The 19164-nt window shown below is 62.4% G+C and carries 17 protein-coding genes; 10 read left to right on the top strand and 7 right to left on the bottom strand.

What is annotated here, in order from left to right; genetic code table 11:
* Window positions 1-72: 72 nt before the first annotated feature.
* A complete protein-coding gene (locus tag LFL96_RS29670) occupies window positions 73-1326 on the bottom strand; it encodes an ABC transporter substrate-binding protein (RefSeq protein ID WP_281001460.1) in 1254 nt (417 codons plus the stop codon).
* Between the two features lie 204 nt (window positions 1327-1530).
* On the opposite strand from LFL96_RS29670, the gene LFL96_RS29665 reads away from it, so the two are divergent.
* A complete protein-coding gene (locus LFL96_RS29665; RefSeq protein ID WP_281001459.1) occupies window positions 1531-2244 on the top strand; it encodes a response regulator in 714 nt (237 codons plus the stop codon).
* Window positions 2225-3745: an ATP-binding protein gene (locus LFL96_RS29660; protein WP_281001458.1), complete on the top strand. Its 1521-nt coding sequence runs from the start codon at window positions 2225-2227 to the stop codon at window positions 3743-3745. The genes LFL96_RS29665 and LFL96_RS29660 overlap by 20 nt, the downstream gene beginning before the upstream one ends.
* A gap of 134 nt (window positions 3746-3879) precedes the next feature.
* Here the strand turns inward: LFL96_RS29660 and LFL96_RS29655 are convergent, their stop codons facing one another.
* The 6 genes from LFL96_RS29655 to LFL96_RS29630 form a co-directional block, all read right to left on the bottom strand.
* A complete protein-coding gene (locus LFL96_RS29655) occupies window positions 3880-4200 on the bottom strand; it encodes a hypothetical protein (RefSeq protein WP_281001457.1) in 321 nt (106 codons plus the stop codon).
* Between the two features lie 13 nt (window positions 4201-4213).
* The gene (locus LFL96_RS29650) at window positions 4214-4411 is read right to left on the bottom strand and encodes a hypothetical protein (RefSeq protein WP_281001456.1); all 198 of its coding nucleotides are present in this window, start codon (window positions 4409-4411) and stop codon (window positions 4214-4216) included.
* Between the two features lie 800 nt (window positions 4412-5211).
* The gene (locus tag LFL96_RS29645) at window positions 5212-8409 is read right to left on the bottom strand and encodes an autotransporter outer membrane beta-barrel domain-containing protein (protein WP_281001455.1); all 3198 of its coding nucleotides are present in this window, start codon (window positions 8407-8409) and stop codon (window positions 5212-5214) included.
* Window positions 8410-8863: 454 nt separating this feature from the next.
* Window positions 8864-9130, bottom strand: a complete 267-nt coding sequence (locus LFL96_RS29640) for a hypothetical protein (RefSeq protein WP_281001454.1) — start codon at window positions 9128-9130, stop codon at window positions 8864-8866.
* A 37-nt stretch (window positions 9131-9167) separates the two neighbouring features.
* Complete coding sequence (locus LFL96_RS29635; RefSeq protein WP_281001453.1) at window positions 9168-10115, bottom strand: FAD-binding protein; 948 nt, start codon at window positions 10113-10115, stop codon at window positions 9168-9170.
* A gap of 62 nt (window positions 10116-10177) precedes the next feature.
* Window positions 10178-10927: an electron transfer flavoprotein subunit beta/FixA family protein gene (locus tag LFL96_RS29630; protein ID WP_281001452.1), complete on the bottom strand. Its 750-nt coding sequence runs from the start codon at window positions 10925-10927 to the stop codon at window positions 10178-10180.
* A gap of 211 nt (window positions 10928-11138) precedes the next feature.
* Here LFL96_RS29630 and LFL96_RS29625 point away from each other — a divergent pair, with 211 nt between their 5' ends.
* The 8 genes from LFL96_RS29625 (at window position 11139) to LFL96_RS29590 (ending at window position 19156) form a co-directional block, all read left to right on the top strand.
* Complete coding sequence (locus LFL96_RS29625; protein ID WP_281001451.1) at window positions 11139-11753, top strand: thiamine pyrophosphate-binding protein; 615 nt, start codon at window positions 11139-11141, stop codon at window positions 11751-11753.
* Window positions 11754-11761: 8 nt separating this feature from the next.
* Window positions 11762-12367 carry a thiamine pyrophosphate-dependent enzyme gene (locus LFL96_RS29620; RefSeq protein ID WP_281001450.1) on the top strand — a complete coding sequence of 202 codons (606 nt, stop codon included), beginning with the start codon at window positions 11762-11764 and terminating at the stop codon, window positions 12365-12367.
* A 288-nt stretch (window positions 12368-12655) separates the two neighbouring features.
* Window positions 12656-13588 carry a LysR substrate-binding domain-containing protein gene (locus LFL96_RS29615; protein WP_281001449.1) on the top strand — a complete coding sequence of 311 codons (933 nt, stop codon included), beginning with the start codon at window positions 12656-12658 and terminating at the stop codon, window positions 13586-13588.
* Window positions 13589-13693: 105 nt separating this feature from the next.
* A complete protein-coding gene (locus LFL96_RS29610; protein WP_281001448.1) occupies window positions 13694-14572 on the top strand; it encodes a MaoC family dehydratase N-terminal domain-containing protein in 879 nt (292 codons plus the stop codon).
* 14 nt (window positions 14573-14586) lie between these two features.
* A complete protein-coding gene (locus LFL96_RS29605; RefSeq protein WP_281001447.1) occupies window positions 14587-15747 on the top strand; it encodes an acyl-CoA dehydrogenase family protein in 1161 nt (386 codons plus the stop codon).
* 11 nt (window positions 15748-15758) lie between these two features.
* Complete coding sequence (locus LFL96_RS29600; RefSeq protein ID WP_281001446.1) at window positions 15759-16937, top strand: CaiB/BaiF CoA-transferase family protein; 1179 nt, start codon at window positions 15759-15761, stop codon at window positions 16935-16937.
* A gap of 22 nt (window positions 16938-16959) precedes the next feature.
* Complete coding sequence (locus LFL96_RS29595; RefSeq protein ID WP_281001445.1) at window positions 16960-18336, top strand: MmgE/PrpD family protein; 1377 nt, start codon at window positions 16960-16962, stop codon at window positions 18334-18336.
* Window positions 18329-19156, top strand: a complete 828-nt coding sequence (locus LFL96_RS29590; protein WP_281001444.1) for a CoA ester lyase — start codon at window positions 18329-18331, stop codon at window positions 19154-19156. The genes LFL96_RS29595 and LFL96_RS29590 overlap by 8 nt, the downstream gene beginning before the upstream one ends.
* The last annotated feature ends 8 nt before the right edge of the window (window positions 19157-19164 follow it).

Here is a 19164-nt window from a genome sequence, read left to right as displayed (position 1 = left end):
GACGGCTGAAGCTGCGGCTGCGGCTGCGGCTGCGGCTGCCGCTGAGGCTTCAGCGATTTGTGCCTTGGCGCCTTAGCGCGATGCCATGGGCGATGCACCCGCCGGGCTGTCAACCCAGTACGCGCCATCCGGCGGCACCGCGAGGAAGCGGCGATACAACTCCGCCTGCGTTGCGTGCACATCGAGGTTCCTGAACTGTTGCGGATAGAACCACTTCGCGAACGCTTCGATCGCCACGATGTTGTACGGCGAGTCGTAGTAGTTGTGCGAGATGCCGTGCACACGGCCATCGTGAATCGCCTTGATCGTGTCGAAGCCCGGTCGCGCGACCAGCGTCGCGAGACTCGCGCGCGCATCCGCGTCGCTCGTCAGTGCACCCACGCGCAGCGAAGCAAGCCCCGGTTTCGTGCGGCTGCCCGTTGCAATGTAGACGTCGGGGCGCGCGGCGATCACCTGCTCCATGCTGATGTCGCCGAGTACACCCGGCACCAGACCGGCAGCAATATTGCGCCCGCCCGCCGCCGTGACGAATTCGCCGAAATTGCCATTGCCCGCCGTGTGGCAGCAACCCGCGTCCCACACGCCGGCCAGCAGATCGACGAACACCTTCGGCCGCTGTGCTTGCGGTACGGCGTTCACCACGCTTTGCACGCGCGACAGATGCGCTTCGTAAAACTGCGCGTACGCATCGGCCTCTTTCTCGCGATGCATGACCGCGCCGAGCAGCTTGATACTCGGCAGCGTGTTCTGCAGCGGATGCAAACGAAAATCGACGAACACGACCGTCGTACCGGTTGCTTCGAGTTGCTTGACGAGCGCGTTGTAACGGCTGGGTCCATGACCGCCGAGGCTGAAGATCGCGAGATCGGGTTTCAGGCTCAACGCTTTTTCGTCGCTGATGCTGTCCTCGGTGGCCTTGCCGATCAGCGGGATGCGATTGATCGCGGGAAAGGTTTGTGCGTAGGCATTGAAGGTCTGCGGGTCCATCGCCGGCAGATCGCCTTGCCAACCGACGATGCGCGCAAGCGGCTCTTTACCTTCCAGCAGCGCGACCGCCATCAGCAGCCGGCTTTCGCCGAGCAGAATGCGATGCGGTTCGGCGGGAATCCGGATCGTGCGGCCGGCGAGATCGGTGACGGTAACGGGTGCATTGGCGGATGCATTGGCGGCCGCTGCGACTGGCGCGCTCGACGCCGCAACCGGCGTCGCCGCATTGGCGTCATCGCTACCGGCAAGCGCGCCCAGCGCGAACCACGAACACACGGCGACGACGCAGCCCAGCCGCGCAAGGGAACGACGGCCGGACAGGCTTCGAAAAATCGACATGATATAGTTGGTGAATGAGAATGATTGCCATTTGGCGTCACTTTAGCGACGCAATGTAATGGCGATGTGTTGAAAACGCGCTGTTTTGTAATGGAATGTGTTGGCGCGCTTCGCGACGCATCCTTGACGCCCCACGCCGTTCGCGACGCGGCTAACATCCGCACCGCGAACACGGCGCATTCGGGCAAAGACCAGAGTTTGAAGATGGACCACATATTGATCGTCGACGACGATCCCAACATCCGTCAGTTGCTGCGCGACTATCTGCGCGAGATGGGCTACGACGCGAGCACGGCCGCCAACGGTACGCAGATGCAACGCATCCTCGACACATCGCAGGTCGATCTGATCGTGCTCGATCTGATGCTGGACGGCGAGGACGGTCTCGACATCACGCGTGAATTGCGGCGCGCGCACAGCGTGCCGATCATTATCCTGAGCGCGCGCGGCGGACTGCTCGATCGCATTCTCGGCCTCGAAATGGGCGCCGACGATTACCTGCCCAAACCCTTCGACCCGCGCGAGCTGATCGCCAAGATCAAGGTGGTCCTCCGACGCACGCGCGCGATGCCGGCGGCGCCGCGTGCGGATGCGAGCGCGTTCGTCAGCTTCGCGGGCTGGCGGCTCGACACGCGCATGAAGCAGATGCTGTCGCCCGAGGGCGTGGTGGTGTCGCTCGGCGGCTCCGACTATCGCACGCTGCGAACCCTGCTCGATCATCCGAACCGGCCGCTGTCGCGCGAGTTTCTGCTCGACCAGGTATTCGGCAAGGAACGCACGCCGCTGGACCGTTCGATCGACGTGTGCATCAGCCGTCTGCGGCAGCATCTGAAAGATGTCACGCGGCGCCCGGAGGTGATTCGCACCGTGCGCAACGAAGGCTATATGCTGGTCGCCGATGTCGCATACGAAGCTTGAAGCGGCTCGCGCGATGAAGCTGCGTGCGTGGCCGCGCCTTGTGTTTCGCTGCGCCTGTCGGCGTACGGCCCGTTGTCTGTCGCTGCTATGGCCCGACACGTTGTACGGCCGGCTCGTGTTGATTCTGGTCGCCGGCATGTTCGGCGGTCAGTTGTTCACCAGCACGATCTGGTTCGAGACGCACGACAATCGCACGCTCGAAATTCCCGCGCGTTTATTCGCGAGCCGTCTCGCGGACACGGTGCGGCTTCTGCAACATGCGCCCGACGCCACCTCACGCCGCGCGATCGTCGAACAGCTCGGCGACGCGCGTTATCGATTGAACGTGATCGACACGCCCACGGCATCGACGAACAACCACGCGGATGGCTCGATCGCGCAGCAGATGGTGGGCAATCTCGTGTCGGGCGTCATCGCGCGACGCCTTCATGAAAGCGTCGACCTGCATCTGCTCGACGCCCATCTGCGCGACGAAAGCGGTCACCACACGGGCATGCTCAGCCTGTTCAATTCGCGCATGCCCACCGGCGATTTTCACGTGCAGCTGAAAGTACCCAACGGGCCGTGGCTCGATGTCGAGGCGAACGAAGGGCAAGCCGGCATGCAGACCCAACCCTGGTCGCTGGTGCTCGACTATCTGCTGCGTATCTACTTCGTGCGCTTCATGGCCGTGTTTCTCATCGCGCTCGTCGCGGTGCGTTTCGCCGTGCGGCCGTTGCGGGAACTCGCGAAAGCCGCCGAAGCGCTCGGCCGCAATATGTATCGCGCGCCCTTACCCGTGAGCGGACCGCGCGAAGTCCGCACCGCCGCGCAATCGTTCAACACGATGCAACAGCAGTTGACCGATGGCCTCGCGGCACGCACGCGTTTTCTCACGGCCGTCTCGCACGATCTGCGCTCGCCGCTCACCCGTTTGCGACTGCGTGCGGAGATGCTGCCCGATCCGCAATGGCGTGAGCGCTTACGCGGCGACCTCGACGAGATGGAAGCGATGGTGCGCGCCACGCTCGACGCGGTGCAAGGCGTGGAGATCACGGAAGCGCGTCACGACATCGATCTCGACTCGATGCTCGAGAGTCTTGCCGCGGATGCACGCGAAGCCGGCCATACGGTTTCGGTCGACGGCCATGCGCTGAGTCCCTTTCCCGGCTATCCGCGCAATCTGAAGCGCTGCCTGCAGAACCTCGTGGACAACGCAATCCGCCACGGCGGCGAAGCGTCGATCCGCATCGACGAAGCGGAGGGAGTGGTGCGGATCGCAGTCGGCGATCGCGGTCCCGGCATCGCCGACGAAGCGATGCTCGAACGCGTGTTCGAGCCGTATTTCCGGCTCGCCGCTCGCACGGCAGGACACGGAGCGGATGCATCGACCCCGTCCGGCACCGGCCTCGGTCTGACGATCGCGCGCAGTATCGCCACCGCGCATGGTGGCACCCTCGTGTTGAAAAATCGGACGAATGGCGGACTCGACGCGATCCTGACACTGCGTCGCGACGGCTAGCACGCATCCTCGCGGTTGCAACGTCAGGTCGCAACCGGACGGCCGTAAAGCGACACGCAAAATGCGACGCCTGCGCGTTGCTTCCTTGAAGGCAACGGGCAGGCGCCGGGGGTGTAAAGGTTTTCAGGCGGTTTTCACGCGGCCGCGTAGAGGATGCGCGCCAGTTCCTGATGAACGTCGGGATTCGCCTGGTATTCTTCTGTGGCTTCGATCAGGCGCAGCGCCAGACCGTACATCTGGTCGGTCTGCCTGTCATCGAGCTGGGTCAGCGCCGCGGCGCCGTAGGTCTTCGCAAGAGCATCGCGCGCACGCAGTTCCGCGTCCGCGACGGACGCGATCAGCGACGCGTCGCCCGACAGGGCCGCGACGGCCTTGACCGCCGCCCACTGTGCGCGACGTGTCGTCATGACCGTGACGGACTTCGTGCGAAAGACGCGGGCAATGAAGTTGAACATGGCCCGCCTCCCGTTAAGCAACTGCATTGCCCGGCAGAGCGGCACCTTCGCGCTCCACCGTTTCGCGGTTGGCGGCAAGCTTCTCCGCTTCCGCTGCGCCGAGTGCGCGTTGTTGCGCCATCGACGACGGGCTCCATGTGTGGTCTTCCGGATAGTCAGGCGTCTTCGTTGCGTTGTAGACGGTTTTGAACAGCTTGGTGAGTTTGCTCATGATGGCGTCCTGTGATGTGAGGGTGGGTCGGCGTGTCCTGCTGTGTGTATGTGGCGCACATCTCATTGGCGGGCGCTCACCTTGTGTAATGCAGACTGCATGTTAGTACTCTTGATCGTTCAAAAAGATTGCCAATTGATTCGTTATGTCGGTCAGCGCACATAGGGTTTTCGCGAGCCAACGCAATCAGACAACTCGCGCATGAATGTCCGCAATGAGAGAGTGTGTGAAAGCGCTCATGCATCATCGAATACTTCATTAAAACGGAAGTCGTTAAGCGCTTATCCGGGACGTTGCGTTCGCAACGATAGTCTCGGCATTGCTTTGGAGGCACGGTCTCATGGAGCGTTTCAAACGCAGCGACACGCGCAATAGTGGGTACGTTGGCGCGATTTCATGATGGCCTGTCGTTCGACGTGCAGCCATCTGTGCTCGACATCGCATTGCGATAACACGCGCGTTGCTATGCTGCTGCATGCAGCAGCACATCGTGATTGTTCAATAACGTTAAATGAGAAGAAGAGAAGCGATGACGGCTCAAGCGAAAATCAGCCACGCTTAGCCGCATAACGTCACAGGCTTTCGATCACGCTTCAGCGACTACGCAATGTGCTATTTTTCCTGTAATTCCTCTTCGAAAAATTCGCTTCAATTCGCTTCGTTTTAAAAGTCTTTTCATCATTTCATGCATCGGCATCGCGATACGATGAAGACAGGATGTTGTCGCGACGGGGCTTTTTTTTCGTGCTTGTTTCCACTTCCTGTTTCTCCTGCCTGTTTCCTCTGCTTGTATTCCTTGCTTACCACGCCCATCGAACGCCGACGTTGCCCATGACCGTGCGCTGATGTTCGCCGCCAAGGTTGGTGGTGTAGTTCACCGTCGCGAACGCACTGCCCTGCTTCGTCAATTTCGCCGCGACACCCGCGCCGATCTGCGCTGCCGTCTGACCGGCCGAGGTGCCGATCGGCGTGACGCCGGCAAAGGTCGTGGTATCGCCGCTGCCGAATGAGCGCAGCAGGTTCACGCGCAGATACGGTTGCCATGTCGTGCCGCCGGCTTCGTACAAACCGGCGAGGCGCACGCCGAGCCGGCCGAGAAAGGTATTGCCGCTGTTGAACGACACGTTCGACACGCCGTCGTTGAAGTCGTTGAGCAACAGGTGCTGCCAGATCAGCTGAGCTTGCGGTTCGAGCGTCAGGCCGTGGCCGATCGCGATCGGCAGACCGCCTTCGATCGAGCCCGTTACCGCGTTGCCGTGCGTCGACGTACTGATGCCGTCGCTCGACGAAGGATCGACGACGAGCGAACTCGCCATCACGACCGCATCGGTGTACCAGCCGCTCGGGCCGACGTGGGTCCAGTAGCCGCCCAGGCTGTACGCGCTGATCGCGAGATGGCCGACGTCCGCATTCGGTACGCCCATCGCGAAGCCGCTGACGTCGCCGGTCGCGCGCGCATAGCCGACGAAGAAGCCGTAGTGATTGCGGTGCCCGCTCGCGGTGGTGTTCGCGTACAGATCCTGACCGGCCTGCATGCCGACCATGGAGCCGTCGAATGCGGGGTTCACCGTGCCGCTTTGCGAGAGCACGCTGTGACCGCCCCACACACGTCCCCACGAGGCAGGCAGCGTGCCGTTTTCCGTAAGCAGCGATTGCTCGCCCTGCCGGTCGTGGAAATTGTCCAGTTGCAGGATGCCGAGTTGACGCGCGACGCTGGGGATCTCCGAATAGAGCGCGACTTCGGGCCGGTACAAGGGCACCGGATCGGCGCCGGTTGCCGGGGCGACGGGTACCTGCGATGTGTTGTTCGCAGCGGTCGGTGTCGGTGTCGGTGTCGGTGTCGGTGTCGGTGTCGGTGTCGGTGTCGGTGTCGGTGTCGGTGTCGGTGTCGGTGTCGGTGTCGGTGTCGGTGTCGGCGTCGGTGTCGGCGTCGGCGTCGGCGGCACCGTATTCCGCAAATACCAGTTCTCCTGCGTCCCGGCCGTCACGCCACCCTGCGCGAGATAGTACTCGTACGCTCCCGCCTTGATCGTGCCACCCGCAAGCGTAAATGCGCCCGCGCTGGTCGTCGCGCCGCTGGTCGCCTGCACGACCTCGATACCGTTCGAGACCGTCAAGCCGCCCGGCCCCCCCACGTTCGTGACCCGCAGCGATGTCGTTCCGCTCGCGCTGCCGCCATTCACGACGAGTTTGTCCGACGGCGCATTGTCGCCCGCGAGATACGTGTTCAACGCCACCGTCGCATTCTTGCCGACGTAACTGCCGACGTTCAGCGTATTGCCCGCTGTCTGCCCACCGCCGATCTGCACGAGGCCCGCATTCACGAGTTGTCCATTGATCGTGAAGCTGCCGTTCGGGCCGCCCCCGAACGGCGCAAACGCATTTGCGACGCTAAGCGTACCGTTATTGGTCACATTGCCGGAAACGTTTCCGTAGCCGCCGAGCGTCGCGCCCGCTGCCACCGTCACCGCGCCGCCGCCCGCGAGCGACGCGCCCGCGTTCGACGCATCGCCGACGCCCAACGCCCCCGCACTCACCGTCGTGCCGCCGCCGTACGTGTTCACACCGTCGAGCACGAGCGTTCCAGTGCCGAGCTTCGTCAACGCACCCGTGCCCGTGATGTTCTGCGCGACGGTCGACTGGAAACCCTGCGTGTCGATCGTGCCGCCGCCGGCCTCGATCGCGATCGAACGCGTGTTCGCCAGATTGAAACTGCTGCCTAGTTGCAGCGTGCCGCCATTGAACGTGACGCTGCCCGCCGGTGCGCCGATCGCGTTGTCGGCCGCGATGGAGAGCACACCCTGATTCAGCACCGTGCCGCCCGCGTACGTGTTGCCGCTCGCGGCGGCAGGCGCAAGCGTCAACGTGCCCGCGCCGTCTTTCTCGACCGTACCGCTGCCGCTGATCGATCCGCTATACGTGCCGTCGACGTTCTGCGTGAACTGCACGAGTCCATTGTTCGTGACCGCGGGCGGCAAACTCTGCGCGGGGGCCTGCAGGATGCCGGCGCTATCGACGGTCATCGTCCCCTTGTAATTCGCGTTGTTGCCGCTCAGCGCGAGAATGCCCTGCTGCACCTCGGCGCTGTTCACGCCGGAGATCGCGCCCGTCAGCGTCCACGTGCCGCTATCCTGTTTGACCAGCGTCTGAAAGTTAGCGATGTCGCCGGGCAGACTCGCGCTGCCCGTGCCGTTGAGCGTGAGCAGATTGTTGCCGCCACCGCCGTCGAAGTTGCCGGTGATGACGGAGCCCGTGTACAGGTGCAACGTATCGTCGCCGCCGGCGAAGACCAGATTGCCGATCACCTGTCCGCGATTGGTGAAATCCACCGCGCCGTTACCCGTCGCGCCGATCACATTGCCCGGCGCCTCGATCACGCCCGTCGCTTTGTTGATGACCGTGTTCGTGCCGGTGAGATTCTGAAACCAGATGGCCGCCGAATTGAAGCCCTGGATCGTGCCGTTGTTGATGATCGTATTGCCGCTGCCTTGTGGGTTCACCGGCTCCGAATTCGTTTTCGAACCTTGCGCGATCACGCTCGCACCTTGCTGAACGAGCAGCGTGCTGTTGTTATTGAACTCGATGGTATTGGCGCCGGTGTTGTACAGGCCGTTGTTCGTCACCGCCGAGTTTTGCACCCGCGCGCCGGCATTCACGGTGATGCTGGCGTTATCGCCGAGCGAGATCGCCGACGCGTCGCCCACCACCAGTTGCGCATTCGGCTGAAGCGTGACGGTATAGCCCGATGCGGTCGATGCGCCGGTGCCGATTGTCGAGGTCCACGGCGAGGGCGCGTTCGTATCGCAGGTCGTCGTGTTGCCGCTCGTCGCGCAGTTCGCATGCGCGGACAAGGGCACCAGCGCAAGATGGGCGATCACGGCCGCCGCTGCCGAACTGCTCACAGCGTGCCGCCCCTTGCCCGTTTTTTTCGCATTTTCAGCCACGGCGACATAACTGCCGAGCGCGGAATTCCAGATTGATTTAAAACATCTGTTCATTTATCGACTCCTTTATCCGCGCATCCGAAACGGCATGTCATTCGCAAAAAGCGAACGATGTTTTTCCAGCGGCACGAATTGACCTGCCGGCCGTTTGTTGCGGCGAACAAAGAGGAGCCGGTCAGGCGACCTGCGCCCTATCGCACGCCTGGCGTGGGGTTTGCATGATGGTTCGGGACCGCGTCCCGTCTAGCCGCGCATGGCAAAGACACGCGGCATCTGGAAAATTGATTTTAAGGAATCGATACCGAAAGCACTGTTAAACAGATTCAATTCCGGCGCATCAAAATGACAATTAATGTTGATGCTTTTAACCCGGCAATTACCGGAACGCGTGGCGCGGAGCGTCGTTCGATAACGTGAATCGCGCTGACGAGCGCGCAGATCGCGAGGAGAGTGAGGGAAACGAGGGGAAAAAGCCACGCCCGGACCCGGGCGCGGCGAATACAACGAATCAGGCTACACGGCGTCTAGGCGGTGCCGCCACACCCGGCCGTTCGGCGACTTCCCGCACGGTTTGACAAGCCGTGCGAATCGCACGATCGAAGCTCGCCTCCGTCGCGACATGAACATGGTCGACACTGACCAGCCAGCTTCGATCCGCGCGACACCAACGAATGCGGTTTTCATCCACCAGCAAGGAAAACCATCGCCAGATATCGGCATCTTCCGCATTCGCCGCGTGCGCGGCATCGAGTCTCAACTCACGTGGATCGCCCATACGCCTTACCACCCAACCGTCGCCGGCCGGAAGCCATTTACCCCAACTGCGTCACCAGATCGGGCACCATCTCGAACAGATCGCCAACGAGGCCGTAATCGGCGACGCTGAAGATCGGCGCCTCTTCGTCCTTGTTGATCGCGACGATCACCTTCGAGTCCTTCATGCCGGCCAGATGCTGGATCGCTCCCGAGATGCCCACGGCCACGTACAACTGCGGCGCGACGATCTTGCCGGTCTGGCCGACCTGAAAGTCGTTCGGCACATAGCCCGCATCCACCGCCGCGCGCGACGCGCCCAGCGCCGCGCCCAATTTGTCGGCCAACGGTTCGAGCACCTGCATGTAGTTCTCGCCGCTGCCAAGGCCACGACCACCGGACACAATGATGTTCGCGCCCGTCAACTCCGGACGGTCCAGCTTCGTCACTTCACGACTGATCAACTGCGAGATTCCGCTATCGGCTGCCGCTTCGATCTTCTCGACCGCTGCGCCGCCGCCCTCGGCGGCAACCGGATCGAAACCCGTCGCCCGCACGGTGACGATCTTGACCGGGTCGGTCGATTGCACGGTTGCAATTGCATTGCCGGCGTAGATCGGGCGCTCGAAGGTATCGGCGCCTACCACCGCGGTGATGTCGCTGATCTGCGCGACCGCGAGCTTCGCCGCGATACGCGGTGCGATGTTCTTGCCGTAGGCGGTGGCCGGCGCAAGGATGTGCGAGTAGTTTCGCGCGACGTTCAGCACAGTCGCCTCGACGTTCTCCGCGAGGCCCGCTTCGAGTTGCGGCGCGTCGGCCAGCAGGACCGTCGTCACGCCCGCGATCTTCGCCGCGGCATCCGCCGCGGCCTGCGCGTCGTAGCCCGCAACCAGCACGTGCACATCGTCGCCGACGAACTTGCCGATCTCGCGTGCCGCTGCCACGGTATTGAGCGTCGATGTCTTCACCGACGCGTTGTCATGTTCCGCAATTACCAGAATCGTCATATGTTTGTTTAGCCTCTGCCTATTCGCTTACTCGCTTATTCGCCTGGTCAGCCATCGCCCAATCACAGGATCTTCGCTTCGGTCTTCAATTTCTCGACCAGCGTCTTCACGTCCGGCACCTTCACACCGGCGGAACGCTTGGCCGGTTCGGTGATTTTCAGCGTCTTCAGGCGCGGCTTCACATCCACGCCGAGATCCTCGGGCTTCAGCGTCTCCAGCGGTTTCTTCTTCGCCTTCATGATGTTCGGCAGCGTCACGTAGCGCGGCTCGTTCAGGCGCAGATCGGTCGTCACCACCGCGGGCAGCGTCAGCGACAGCGTTTCCGCGCCGCCGTCCACTTCGCGCGACACCGTCGCCTTGCCGTCGGCCACCGTCATGTTCGACGCGAACGTGGCCTGCGGCATGCCTGCCAGCGCGGCGAGCATCTGCCCGGTCTGGTTCGAATCGTCGTCGATGGCCTGCTTGCCGAGAATCACCAGTTGCGGCTGCTCCCTGTCGACGACTGCCCGCAGAAGCTTCGCCACGGCCAGCGGCTGCAGCTCTTCGTTCGACTCGATCAGGATCGCGCGATCCGCGCCAATCGCCAGCGCCGTGCGCAACGTTTCCTGCGACTGCGCGACACCCGCCGATACGGCGATCACCTCCGTCGCCACGCCCGCCTCTTTCAGACGTACGGCCTCTTCCACCGCGATTTCGTCGAACGGATTCATCGACATCTTCACGTTCGCGATATCGACACCCGTGCCGTCCGACTTCACGCGAATCTTCACGTTGTAGTCCACCACTCTTTTCACCGCGACCACGATCCTCACTGTCTTCCCTCCAATTCAGAATTACCCGACAGTGTGGACAAACGTAGGCCGTCGCGGAATTTCGCATTTTGGAAGCCGGCATTACCAGGTGTCGAATGCCGCGGCTTGCAGGCGTCCAGCCCGCACCGCCTGCCACGAAGTCAGCGCAGAGGCGCCGTTAACCGGGGACTAACTACCCCTTCGGTAATGAGCAATTGAGGTGGGCCGGGGCTTGAGGCACGCTACCGATCATGCTAGCGCGACCATCGGTCCGTTATCTCGCGCAGCGGGACTCCGCTTTCATCCACTCTCCGAATCTAGTCTCCTCACTATGTCAGCTACCTGGCCGGAAACAATCTTCGAGCATTTCAAGACCGCCTCCGTGCGGCAAGTCGCGTATGTACCGGACGCCGGACACAAACGCCTGATCGAACTTTGCGAATCGGACGACGGAATCCACGCCGTCTCCCTGACGACCGAAGAAGAAGGCGTCGCCATGATGGGCGGCGCGTGGGCCGGCGGTCAGCGTGGCGTGCTGCTACTGCAATCGAGCGGCGTGGGTAATTGCATCAATATGCTCTCGCTGCAGCATGAATGCCGCATGCCGATCGTGATGCTCGTCACCATGCGCGGCGAGTGGGGCGAGTTCAATCCGTGGCAGGTCGCGATGGGCAAGTCGACGCAGGACGCTCTCGAATCGGCCGGTGTGTACGTCTATCGCGCCGACGACGCGGACCGGGTCGCCGAAACGGTACAGGCGGCAATGAACTTCGCCTACAACACTTCGCGCATGGTCGCGGTTCTGATCGGCCAGCGCGTGATCGGCACCAAGAACTTTCAAAAGTGAGAAATGACATGAAACAACAGACGACGCTACTGAACCGCCGGCTGGCAGTGAAGCGTATTCTGCGCGATCGAAAGCAGGACGTGCTTGCCGTCACGAGTCTCGGCAATCCGACTTTCGATGTGGCAGCCGCCGGCGACACGCCGCAGAACTTCTATCTGTGGGGCGCCATGGGCGGTGCGGTGACGTTCGGGCTCGGCATCGCGCTGGCCCAGCCGCAGAAACGCGTGATCGTGTTCGTCGGCGATGGCGAAATGATGATGGGCCTCGGCTCGCTCGCCACGGTCGGCGTCGATCGGCCGGCCAATCTCTCGATCGTGGTGATCGACAACGAGCACTATGCGGAAACCGGCATGCAGCTCGCGCACGCGGGCCGCGGCGTCGACATCACCGCGATCGCACGTGCCGCCGGCTTCGAACACGCGCAGACCATCCATAGCGAAAGCGAGCTTGAAGATTACGCGGAGGTCCTGCTGAAACAGAGCGGGCCCGTGCTCGCCACGATCAAGGTAGGTACCGCGCCTGAACCCACGGCGCTGCCCCCGCGCGATGGCCCGTACTTGCGTAGCCGTTTCCGGGAAGCCTTGCTCGGCGTGAATGCGCACGCCAGCCAGTAATTAGCCGACGGTCGAACGCTGGCTACGTTAAGCGGCTCGACCTGTTTTTCAGCGGCGTCAGTCTGTTTCCGATTGGGGAGGCAGCGAATGACGCCGCTGTCGCCATTGCGCGCGCCATTTTCCCTGCTGATCCAGCGAACGACAGTCCTTTCGCGATTTGTCTCCGGCATAAAAGACGCTGGCATTCCCGTTATTTCCTCCGACAAGAAATAGAACAATCCCCAATTCGCTTGTGGGGGCGATTTGGTACACTGCTTTGACACACTCTCGTCTTCTGGAGTCCGCAGCATGGCCATGCATTTCGATCTGGTAGATTTCCGGCTGATTACCTGCATCGCGGAAACGGACAGCCTGACTCGAGGTGCGGAACGCTTTCACATGTCAGTGCCCGCGGCGAGCACACGCATCAAGAATCTCGAGGAAAGTCTCGGCACCAAGCTGCTTTATCGCACCAGCCAAGGCGTGACATTGACGCCGCCTGGGCAGGCATTCCTGCATCACGCGCGACTCGTTCTTTCGCAACTGGAACAATTGCGCGGCGACATGCAGGAGTACGCGCGAGGGGTGAAGGGACACGTCCGGATATTCGCCAATACGACCGCGACCACCGAGTTCCTGCCGAACGACCTGCGCGACTTTCTCGCGAGCCATCCCGATGTCAATGTGCAGTTGCGCGAGCGGCTGAGTCACGACGTCGTGCGCGCGGTCAGCGAGGGAACGGCGGATATCGGCATCGTCGCCGGCAACGTCCGGCCGGAATCGCTGCAACTGCTGCCCTATCGTTCGGACCGGCTCGTTCTCGCGGTCTCCGCTACCCATCCGCTCGCTGACCAGCAGTCCATCCTGTTCAACGATGTCGCCGAGTACGATTTCGTCGGCATGCCCGAGGCGAGCGCGATCCATATGTTCCTGGACCGCGTCGCCGGCGACCTGCACAAGAAGCTGCAGGTGAGAATCGAGGTCGGCAATTTCGAAGCGCTGTGCCGGATGATCGAGGCCAACGTGGGCATCGGCGTATTGCCGCACTCGTCGGCCATCCGCTACGCCAGGACAATGGGCGTTCGTATCGTCGATATCGCCGACGAATGGTCGACGCGCAATCTGCTGATCTGCGTGCGCAATCTCGATCTGCTCCCCAGTTTCGCTCGTGAACTCATCGACCTGCTCACGCAGAAATGCAACGACGGGCCCGCCGCTAGCCCCACCGTCGATCCCACATGATCCCGCGCGGTTAACCTCTCCTTAAAGCGGTCTTTCCAATACGCAAATTGTAGAGAGCGGCCTTATACGTCAACCTAGCGACATCAACGCAAAGGGTAATGACACATGGCCGCCGAACTCAATCATCTCCGCGCCTGGATCGGTCGCACTCGCACAGAGCGCGAACTCGTCTCGCCGCGTCTGGCCAGTCAACTGGCGGCCACGCTCGATCACGAATCCTTTCCCGAAGAGGGCGCCGCGTTGCCGCCGCTCTGGCATTGGGCGCTCTTTCCCTCTATCGCGGCGCAGGCACAGCTCGGCGCGGACGGACATCCTCAACGCGGCGGCTTCCTGCCGCCGGTCACTCTCCCTCGCCGGATGTGGGCGGGCAGCAAGCTCCAGTTCGAGCGGCCGCTCACCATCGGCAGCGTCGTCACCCGAACCTCGCACATCGTCGATGTCGCGGAAAAAGAAGGCCGCAGCGGCAAGCTAGTCTTCATCCGCATCCGCCATCAGCTGGAAGACGATGACGGCCCGCTGCTCTCGGAAGAGCAGGACGTGGTGTACAAGGAGGCCGCCGCCAGCGCCTATCAGCACGCGACCAGCCCGCTCGCGCCTGACCGGTTCACGTGGAGTCGCACGATCACGCCCGACCCCACCCTGCTGTTCCGCTATTCGGCCGACACCTTCAACGGCCACCGCATTCACTACGATCGTACCTACGCCCGCGAGCGGGAAGGCTATCCCGCTCTCGTCGTGCATGGCCCGCTGATCGCCACGCTGCTGCTCGATCTGCTGCAGCGCAGCCTGCCCGACGCAACGATCGCGAGCTTTTCGTTCAAGGCCGTGAATCCGCTATTCGACGACGCCGCATTTCACGTGCGCGCCGAACCCGTTGCCAATTCGAACGACATCAAGCTATGGGCCGTCAATACCGCCGGCGTCCTGTGCGTCGATGCGAATGCCACGCTCTCGGCACCCGCTGCCAGTCACAAAGCAAAGTAGAAGGAGTAGATGCAGTGTTAGCTTCCCCCGACCAGTATCAGGATATCCGCGAAGCCATTCGCGATCTGTGTTCGAACTTTCCCGCCGAGTACTTCCGCAAGATCGACGACGCGCGTGGCTACCCCGAAGCGTTCGTCGATGCCCTCACGCAGGCCGGCTGGCTCGCCGCCTTGATCCCGCAGGAATATGGCGGCTCGGGCCTCGGCCTGACCGAGGCCTCGGTGATCATGGAGGAAATCAACCGGAATGGCGGCAATTCTGGAGCCTGTCATGGCCAGATGTACAACATGGGTACGTTGTTGAGGCACGGCTCGGCGGAACAGAAAGCACGGTATCTGCCGGATATCGCGGCGGGCAAGCTCAGGCTGCAGTCCATGGGTGTGACCGAGCCGACGACCGGTACGGACACGACCCGGCTCAAGACGACGGCCGTGCGCAAGGGCGATCGCTACGTCGTGAATGGGCAGAAGGTCTGGATCTCACGTGTTCAGCATTCCGATTTGATGATCCTGCTCGCGCGCACCACGCCTATCGACCAGGTCGCGAAGAAATCGGAAGGGATGTCGATCTTTCTCGTCGATCTGCACCAGGCGATCGGCCACGGCATGACCGTGCGTCCCATTCCGAACATGGTCAATCACGAGACCAACGAACTCTTCTTCGACAACCTCGAGATACCCGTCGAAAACCTGATCGGCGAGGAAGGCAAGGGCTTCAAATACATACTCGACGGCCTCAACGCGGAACGCACATTGATTGCCGCGGAATGCATCGGCGACGGTTACTGGTTCATCGACAAGGTGACGAACTACGCGAAGGAACGCGTGGTGTTCGGGCGTCCCATCGGGCAGAACCAGGGCGTTCAGTTTCCGATCGCGCGCGCGCTCGTCAACGTCGAAGCAGCCAGCTTGATGCGCTACAAGGCGTGCGAGCTGTTCGACGCCGGCAAGCCGGCAGGCGCTCAGGCAAACATGGCCAAGCTGCTTGCCGCCGACGCATCCTGGGAAGCCGCCAATGCCTGCCTGCAATTTCACGGTGGATTCGGCTTCGCGAACGAATACGACGTGGAGCGCAAGTTCCGCGAGACGCGTCTCTATCAGGTCGCGCCTATCTCGACCAATCTGATCCTGTCGTACGTTGCCGAGCATCTGCTTGGCCTGCCGCGTTCCTTTTGAGGATGGAGAAAATGAAGCCGCTCGATGGCATCAAGGTCATCACGCTGGAACATGCCATTGCCGCGCCGTTCTGCACGCGTCAACTCGCCGACCTGGGCGCTCGCGTCATCAAGATCGAACGTCCGGGCAGCGGAGATTTCGCGCGGGCGTACGACGAACGCGTACGCGGGATGGCGTCCCACTTCGTCTGGTGCAACCGGTCGAAGGAAAGTGTCACGCTCGACGTCAAGGCGGCCCCGGCGCAAGACATTCTCGACCAGTTGCTCGCTGAGTCCGACGTGCTGGTGCAGAACCTCGCACCTGGCGCCGCGGACCGCCTGGGTTTGTCGTTCGACGCGTTGCATGCGCGATACCCGAAGCTGATCGTCTGCAACATCTCGGGATACGGCTCTGACGGCCCTTACCGGGACCGGAAGGCGTACGACCTGCTGATCCAGAGCGAGGCGGGCTTCCTGTCGATCACCGGCAGCCCGGATTCGCCGGCCAAAGCCGGCTGCTCGATCGCCGACATCGCCGCGGGCATGTACGCCTACACCAACATTCTCGCGGCGCTGCTTCAGCGCGGCAAAACCGGCCTGGGCCGCGCGATCGACGTCTCCATGCTGGAGAGCATGGTCGAATGGATGTCGTACCCGATGTACTACGCCTTCGAAGGTGCGACGCCGCCGTCGCGCGCCGGCGCCGCGCATGCCACGATTTATCCCTATGGTCCCTTCCCCGCGGGCGACGGAAAGACTGTGATGCTGGGTTTGCAGAACGAACGGGAATGGGCGTTGTTCTGCGAAAAGGTCCTTCGAATGCCCGGGATTGCCGTCGATCCCCTCTTCCAGTCGAATTCGAAACGCGTCGCGGCGCGGGAAGCGTTACGGAAAATCATCGTCGAGGTTTTCTCGACACTGAGTTCCGACGAAGTGATCGCGCGACTCGACGACGCGCAGATCGCCAATTCACGCATGAACGAAATGGCCGACGTGTGGGCGCATGCACAACTGGAAGCGCGCAAGCGCTGGGTCACCGTTAGCTCACCGGTCGGCGATCTGCCCGCGCTGCTGCCGCCGGGTGTCGATGCACCGGACGACGTGCGCATGGACCCGGTACCCGGCCTCGGAGAACACACCGACGCCGTCCTCGCGGAACTCGGCTACAGCCAGGACTCGATACGCTTGCTTCGCGCCGCGTCCATCGTCTAACTTTTTCTTCAAAGCCACTACCATGAGTCAAACGAAAACGCTTGCCAGCTTCGTGTCGCGACTGACCTTCGATCAGATTCCGCAACCGGTTGTCGAACGCACGGAGGAACTGTTTCTCGACTGGTTCGGCTCGGCGCTCGCGGGGCGCGGCGCCCGGCCCGTCGAAAGTATCGAGCGTCTGGCGAAACAGTTCGGTCCGCAAACCGGCGCATGCGAGATCCTGATCTCGCGCCGTCGAACCAGCCCCCTCTTCGCCGCGCTGGTGAATGGCGCGGCGTCGCATTTCGCCGAACAGGACGACCTTCACAACAGTTCCGTGCTGCATCCGGCGACCGTCGTGTTTCCCGCTGCCTGGGCGGCAGCGCAGGCGCTCGGGCGAAGCGGCAAGGAGTTCATCGCGGCCTCCGTGGCCGGTTACGAAGCTGGCATTCGCGTCGGAGAGTTTCTCGGCCGCTCGCACTACCGGATCTTTCATACCACGGGCACAGTCGGCACCATCGCCGCGGCGGCCGCGGTCGGCAATCTGTTGCAGCTCGACGAAAACCAGATGCTGAATGCCTTCGGTTCAGCGGGCACGCAGGCAGCGGGGCTATGGGAATTTCTTCGCGACGCAGCCGATTCGAAACAACTGCACACCGCCAAGGCGGCGGCTAACGGTCTGATCGCAGCGTGGCTCGCCGCCGACGGATTCACCGGCGCGCAGGACATTCTCGCGGGCAGCAAAGGCATGGGCGCCGGCATGTCCACGCAGACATTTCCGGAAAAGCTCGTCGACGGACTTGGAACGCGATGGGCACTGTCCGAGACCTCCTTCAAGTTTCACGCTTCCTGCCGGCATACGCACCCTGCCGCCGACGCACTCCTCGAGGTCATGCAACGCGAAAAGCTGGTGCCCGAGGATATCGAAACGATCGTCACGCACGTGCATCAAGCGGCAATCGACGTGCTGGGGCCGGTGACCGATCCCCGCACCGTTCATCAGGCGAAATTCTCGATGGGCACTGTGCTCGCGATCGTCGCGCATCATGCGCATGCCGGCGTGCGTGAATTCGACGCCCATTACGATCAGTCGGCCATCCTGTCGTTCGCCTCGAAAGTGTCGATGAAGCTGGACGAGGAAGTCGACACGGCCTATCCGAACCGCTGGATCGGCAAGGTCACCGTGCAGACCCGCGACGGCCGTACTTTTTCGGGGCGCGTCGACGAACCGAAAGGCGATCCGGGCAACACGCTCTCGCGCGCCGAACTCGAACACAAGGCGCTGGTACTCGGCAGCTATGGCGGCGCCGCCAGCGAAGACGAAATCCGCCGCGCAATTCGATCCATCTGGTCGATGACGGATGCACCGATCGTACCGGTTTTGCTTCCCTCTCAAGGCACGGAGTCCAATCATGACTGAACTCGCCCCCCGCTCTTACCTGTTCGTTCCGGGCAACCGGCCGGATCGTTTCGCGAAGGCCGCCGCATCCGGTGTCGACGTGGTCGTCATCGACCTGGAGGACGCCGTGCCGCCCGCCGAGAAAAAGATCGCGCGCGCCGCATTGGCGGAATGGCTGGCCTCGAACGATACGTCTGTCGCGGTTCGCGTGAATGACGTCAACAGCGAATGGTTTCGCGACGATATCGCACTGTGTCGGGCGCCGTCGGTGACAGCCGTGATGCTGCCCAAGACCGAACGTATCGACGACATCTTTCTGTGCGAATTCGCCGGCAAGCCTACCGATATCCTGCCCATGATCGAAACCGCGCAGGGCTTCCGCAATATCGTGGCGATTGCCCAGCACCGGCTGACCACGCGCCTCGTATTCGGCAATGTCGACTTTCAGCTGGATTTGGGAATCGACGGCGATGGCGAGCAATTGACCTACTTCCGCTCGCACATCGTTTTCGCGTCACGCATCGGCAATCTGGCGCCGCCGGTGGACGGCGTTTCGACCGCCCTCGACGACATCGACCAGGTCACGCGCGACACCGTCCGCTCCAAACGTCTGGGCTTCGGCGCCAAGCTCTGCATTCACCCCAGGCAGGTACCGGCCGTCAACGCGGCATTCGCTCCTACGCAAACCGATATCGAGTGGGCGCGCAAAGTCGTCGACGCGGCCGCCGTGACGCACGGCGCAGCGGTAGCGGTGGACGGACGCATGGTCGATCGGCCGATCATTCTGAAGGCGCGGGAAATTATCGCGGAAGCGCAACGACGCACGCCCGCCGGCGCCTGAAACAACTG

Source organism: Paraburkholderia sp. D15 (assembly GCF_029910215.1).
GTDB lineage: Bacteria > Pseudomonadota > Gammaproteobacteria > Burkholderiales > Burkholderiaceae > Paraburkholderia.
Note: the sequence above shows the minus strand (reverse complement) of the source record. Positions and strands in the feature narration are given on the sequence as shown.